Annotated in this window: 4 protein-coding genes; 1 reads left to right on the forward strand and 3 read right to left on the reverse strand. The window is 68.1% G+C overall.

Going from position 1 to position 4,042, the window contains the following annotated elements:
- Positions 1–124 precede the first annotated feature (124 nt).
- The gene (metC, locus tag AC6LJ5_RS29975; protein WP_498142416.1) at positions 125–1,312 is read right to left on the reverse strand and encodes a cystathionine beta-lyase; all 1,188 of its coding nucleotides are present in this window, start codon (positions 1,310–1,312) and stop codon (positions 125–127) included.
- Positions 1,313–1,398: 86 nt separating this feature from the next.
- Positions 1,399–2,091 (reverse strand): nitroreductase, encoded by a 693-nt coding sequence (locus tag AC6LJ5_RS29980; protein WP_392410402.1) that lies wholly within the window; start codon positions 2,089–2,091, stop codon positions 1,399–1,401.
- Positions 2,092–2,262: 171 nt separating this feature from the next.
- Between AC6LJ5_RS29980 and AC6LJ5_RS29985 the strand changes: the two genes are divergently transcribed.
- A complete protein-coding gene (locus tag AC6LJ5_RS29985; RefSeq protein WP_498142417.1) occupies positions 2,263–2,907 on the forward strand; it encodes a LysE family translocator in 645 nt (214 codons plus the stop codon).
- Here the strand turns inward: AC6LJ5_RS29985 and AC6LJ5_RS29990 are convergent.
- The gene (locus AC6LJ5_RS29990; protein ID WP_392410399.1) at positions 2,894–3,961 is read right to left on the reverse strand and encodes an MBL fold metallo-hydrolase; all 1,068 of its coding nucleotides are present in this window, start codon (positions 3,959–3,961) and stop codon (positions 2,894–2,896) included. The genes AC6LJ5_RS29985 and AC6LJ5_RS29990 overlap by 14 nt on opposite strands.
- Between the last annotated feature and the right edge of the window lie 81 nt (positions 3,962–4,042).

Raw genomic sequence — 4,042 nt, forward strand, 5'->3', positions numbered from 1 at the left:
CCAACTGACTCCGAATAGATTTGAGCAAGCCCAATTTACGCCTACACCGCCTCGCTTGCAAAAATCGGGCTGACCATAGATTTTTCATGGGCGCCGCTCACAGGCACCCGATTTCAGACCGGTCCTATTTCGCCTGATCCAGCGCCTGCGCCAGATCCGCGATCACGTCCTCGGTCGATTCCAGGCCGATGTGCAGCCGCACCAGCGCGTTCTGGCCCTCGCCCCAATAACGGTGCTTGGACAGGTCCTTGGGCGAGACCAGCTGCACCAGGCTCTCGTAGCCGCCCCAGGAAAAGCCGATGCCGAACAGCGTCAGCGCGTCGACGAACTTGCGCGCGTTCTCGGGCGACAGGCGCAGCTCCACCGACAGCATGCCGTTCGAGCCGGTGCAGTCGCGCTGCCACAGCGCATGGCCGGGATCCTCGGGCCAGGCGGGATGGAACAGGCGCACGGTCTCGGGCCGGCTCTTGAAGAATTCGCAGACCTGCAAGGCGTTGCGCGCATGCTGGGCCATGCGGATCGGCATGGTGCGCACGCCGCGCAGCGCCAGCCAGGCGTCGTCGGCGCTGATGGAATAGCCCATCGCGTACTGCGTGCGGTTGAGCTTGCGCGCGATCTCTTCATCGTTGGTCACCACCGCGCCCAGCATCAGGTCGGAGTGGCCGCCCACGTACTTGGTGCCGGCGATCACCGACACCTGCGCGCCCAGCATCAGCGGACGATAGATATAGCCCGAGCCCCAGGTGTTGTCGGTGGCCAGCACCAGGCCGTGGCGCTGCGCGAAGGACGCCATCGCGCCCATGTCCAGCATCTCGAACAGCAGCGAGCCCGGCGACTCCACGTACAGCAGGCGCGTGTTCGGACGCACCAGCTCGTCCAGCGCGTCGTCGGCCGAGAAGTACGTGATGTCGATGTTCAGGCGCTTGAGCACGGCGTCGTCCAGCTCGCGCATCGGGCCGTACACGCAGTCCGAGATCAGCGCGTGATCGCCGGCCGAGCACAGCGCCAGCATCACCATCGTCATGGCAGACAGGCCCGACGAGGCCAGGTAGCAATGCGTGCCGCCTTCCAGCTGCGCGAAGACCTCTTCCAGCGCGGCATGCGTGTCCATGCCCATGCGGCCGTAGGTCGTAGCGCGCTGGCCGGCGGCCTTGGTGCGCTGCGCGTTCTCCAACGCGGCCAGGTTCTGGAAGCGCACGGTGCTGGCGCGCATGGCCGGCAGCGGCACCGGCGCGGTGCCGGTGGCGGGGTTGAACGGGGCCGTGCCGGCATGCTGCAGGACGGTGTCGATGTGCGGATGGGGCGTCTTCAAGGCAGGCTCGCGTAGTTCGATGTTCGGAAAGCAACAGTCGGAAAATAGTACCGCGCGGGCGTGCCGCGCGGTGTTCAGCGCGATGGTCAGCGCGACAGCCAGGTCACCGCTTCGTCCAAGGTGGCGCGGCTGGTGCGATAGCTGTTGGCCGGATGGGCCGTGTCTTCATAACCAAAGGAAATGCCGCAGACCACGCGGCGCGCCGGATCGATGTCCAGCGTCTCGCGCAGCACCTCGGGATACATGGCCAGGGACGCCTGCGGCACCGCGGCCACGCCGTTGGCCTGCGCCGCCAGCAGGAAGGTGGCCACATAGCCGCCGCAGTCGATGGCGCCGTACTCGCCCAGCGCGGCATCGGTGCTGATCACCGCCACGTGCGGCGCGTCGAACAGCTGGAAGTTGCGCAGTTCCTGGCGGCGGTAGCCTTCGCGGTCGCCGCGCGCCACGCCCACGGCGCCATAGAGCTGGAAACCGGCCTCGCGGCGGCGCGCCAGATAGGCGTCGCGGTACTCGGCGGGGAAGGGGAAGTCCGGCGTGAAGCCGGGCTCTTCGGCGCGCGCCAGCAGCGCCTGCCGCAACCGCTCGGTGGCTGCGCCCTCGGTCACCGCCACCTGCCAGGGCTGACAGTTGCACCAGGACGCGGTGCGCTGCGCCAGCGCCAGGATGCGCTCGATGACGGCGCGCGGCACCGGCTCGGGCAGGAAGGCGCGGCAGCTGTGGCGCTCGCGCAGCCAGGTTTCCAGCGGCTGATCGCCGGCAATAGGGCTTTCGGTGGACACGGTGTCTCCTGTCTGATGTTCGTCTTGCGCGCCGGCGGTCCTCCGCGCTTATGGTTCGCGGTTCGTGGCCCTGGCGGCGCGCCGGAATGCCGGCGCGCCGTCTCGCGGTTTGCCCGTATCATGCCACTTCCGGCCGATGACGGCCGGCAACACCCTACCGCCGGAACTCCCATGCTGCCCCTGGACAACCTGATCGCCTTCTTCGGCATCGCCGTGCTGCTGGCCCTGACGCCGGGGCCGGACAATCTTTTCGTGCTGATGCAATCGGCCATCTGGGGCCGCAAAGCCGGCATGTTCGTGGTGCTGGGGCTGGCCACGGGCATCCTGGGGCATACGATGGCCGTGGCGATCGGACTGGCGGCGGTGTTCGCCGCCTCGCCCATGGCCTTCACCGCGCTCAAGCTGGCGGGCGCGGCCTACCTGCTGTATCTGGCCTGGCAGATCCTGCGCGCGCCGGTCGGCCCGGAACAAGGCCAGCGGCCCGAGCCGCAGAAGCCGGCCGCGCTGTACCGCCGCGGCATCATCATGAACCTGACCAATCCGAAGGTGCTGCTGTTCTTCTTCGCCTTCCTGCCGCAGTTCACCTCACCCGCGCTGGGCCCCATCGGCCCGCAGACGGTGCAGCTGGGCGCGGTGTTCATGCTGGCCACGCTGCTGGTGTTCGGCGCCATCGCCTTCTTCTCGGGCGCGTTCGGCGAGCTGCTGCAGCGCTCGGTGACGGCGCGGCGCTGGCTGAACCGGATCGCGGCGCTGGTGTTCGTGGGACTGGCGCTGCGGCTGGCGACGGCGTCGCGCCTGACAATCAGGCCGCCGTGAAGCGCACGATGCCGTCGGCGTCCTGCGCGCGCTTGAGCTTGCCTTCGAAGTACAGCGCATGCAGGTGCGCCAGGGCCTCGCCCATGGCGAAGGTCAGCTGGTGCAGGTCCAGCTTGCGCTTGAACAGCACGGGCACGATGTCCGACGTGGACTTCGGCCCCTGCGCACAGGCCTCCAGCACTTCGGCCAGGCGATCGCGGTGATGCTCGTGCTGCTGCGCGATGCGCGCATGCAGCCCCTTGAACGGACGGCCGTGCGAGGGCAGCACCAGCGTGTCCTCGGCCAGGTCCGCGTAGCCGTCCAGCGAACGCAGGTACAGCGGCAGCGGATTGGCGTCGGGCTCGTAGTCGAACACGCTGACGTTGGTGGAAATGCGCGGCAGCACCATGTCGCCGGAGATCAGCACGCGCAGGTCGGGCGCGTACAGCGAGGCATGCTCGGGCGCATGGCCGTAGCCCACGATGACGCGCCAGTCGCGGCCGCCGATGCGGACCTGATCACCGTGCAGGATGCGCGTGTAGCGCGTCGGCATGGCCGGCACCAGGCCGGGATAGTAATTGGCGCGCTGGCGGATCTGTTCCTGCGAGGCCGGGTCGACCAGTCCGTGGCGCGCGAAATGGTCCACCGCCGACTGGCCGCCGGGGCCCACGCCGTCGCCGCCCCGGCGCGAGGACCAGAGCGAGGCCACCATGAAATCCGTCATGGTCATCCACAGCTCGGCGTTCCAGCGCTCGCACAGCCAGTGCGCCAGGCCGACGTGGTCGGGATGCATGTGCGTGACCAGCACGCGCAGCACCGGCAGGCCGTCCAGTTCCTGCTCGAACACCCGCTCCCACAGCGCCTTGACCTCGTCGCGGGCGATGCCGCAGTCGACGATGGTCCAGCCCTGGCGTCCGTTGAGCTCGTCGCGCAGCAGCCACAGGTTGATATGATCCAGCGCGAACGGCAGCGGCATGCGGATCCACTTCACGCCGTCGGCGACCGCCTGGGCCTTGCCGGGTTCGGGCTGGACATCGCCCCATGGGTACTGCAGCTGGTGCTCGTTGGGATTCATTGCCTTGCGCTCCGTGCTTGACGATCGGGTCAAGGCATCATAATTTACGTTTACGTAAACTGCCACCCACCACTACTACCC

This window comes from Achromobacter sp. 1011791174 (assembly GCF_059760925.1).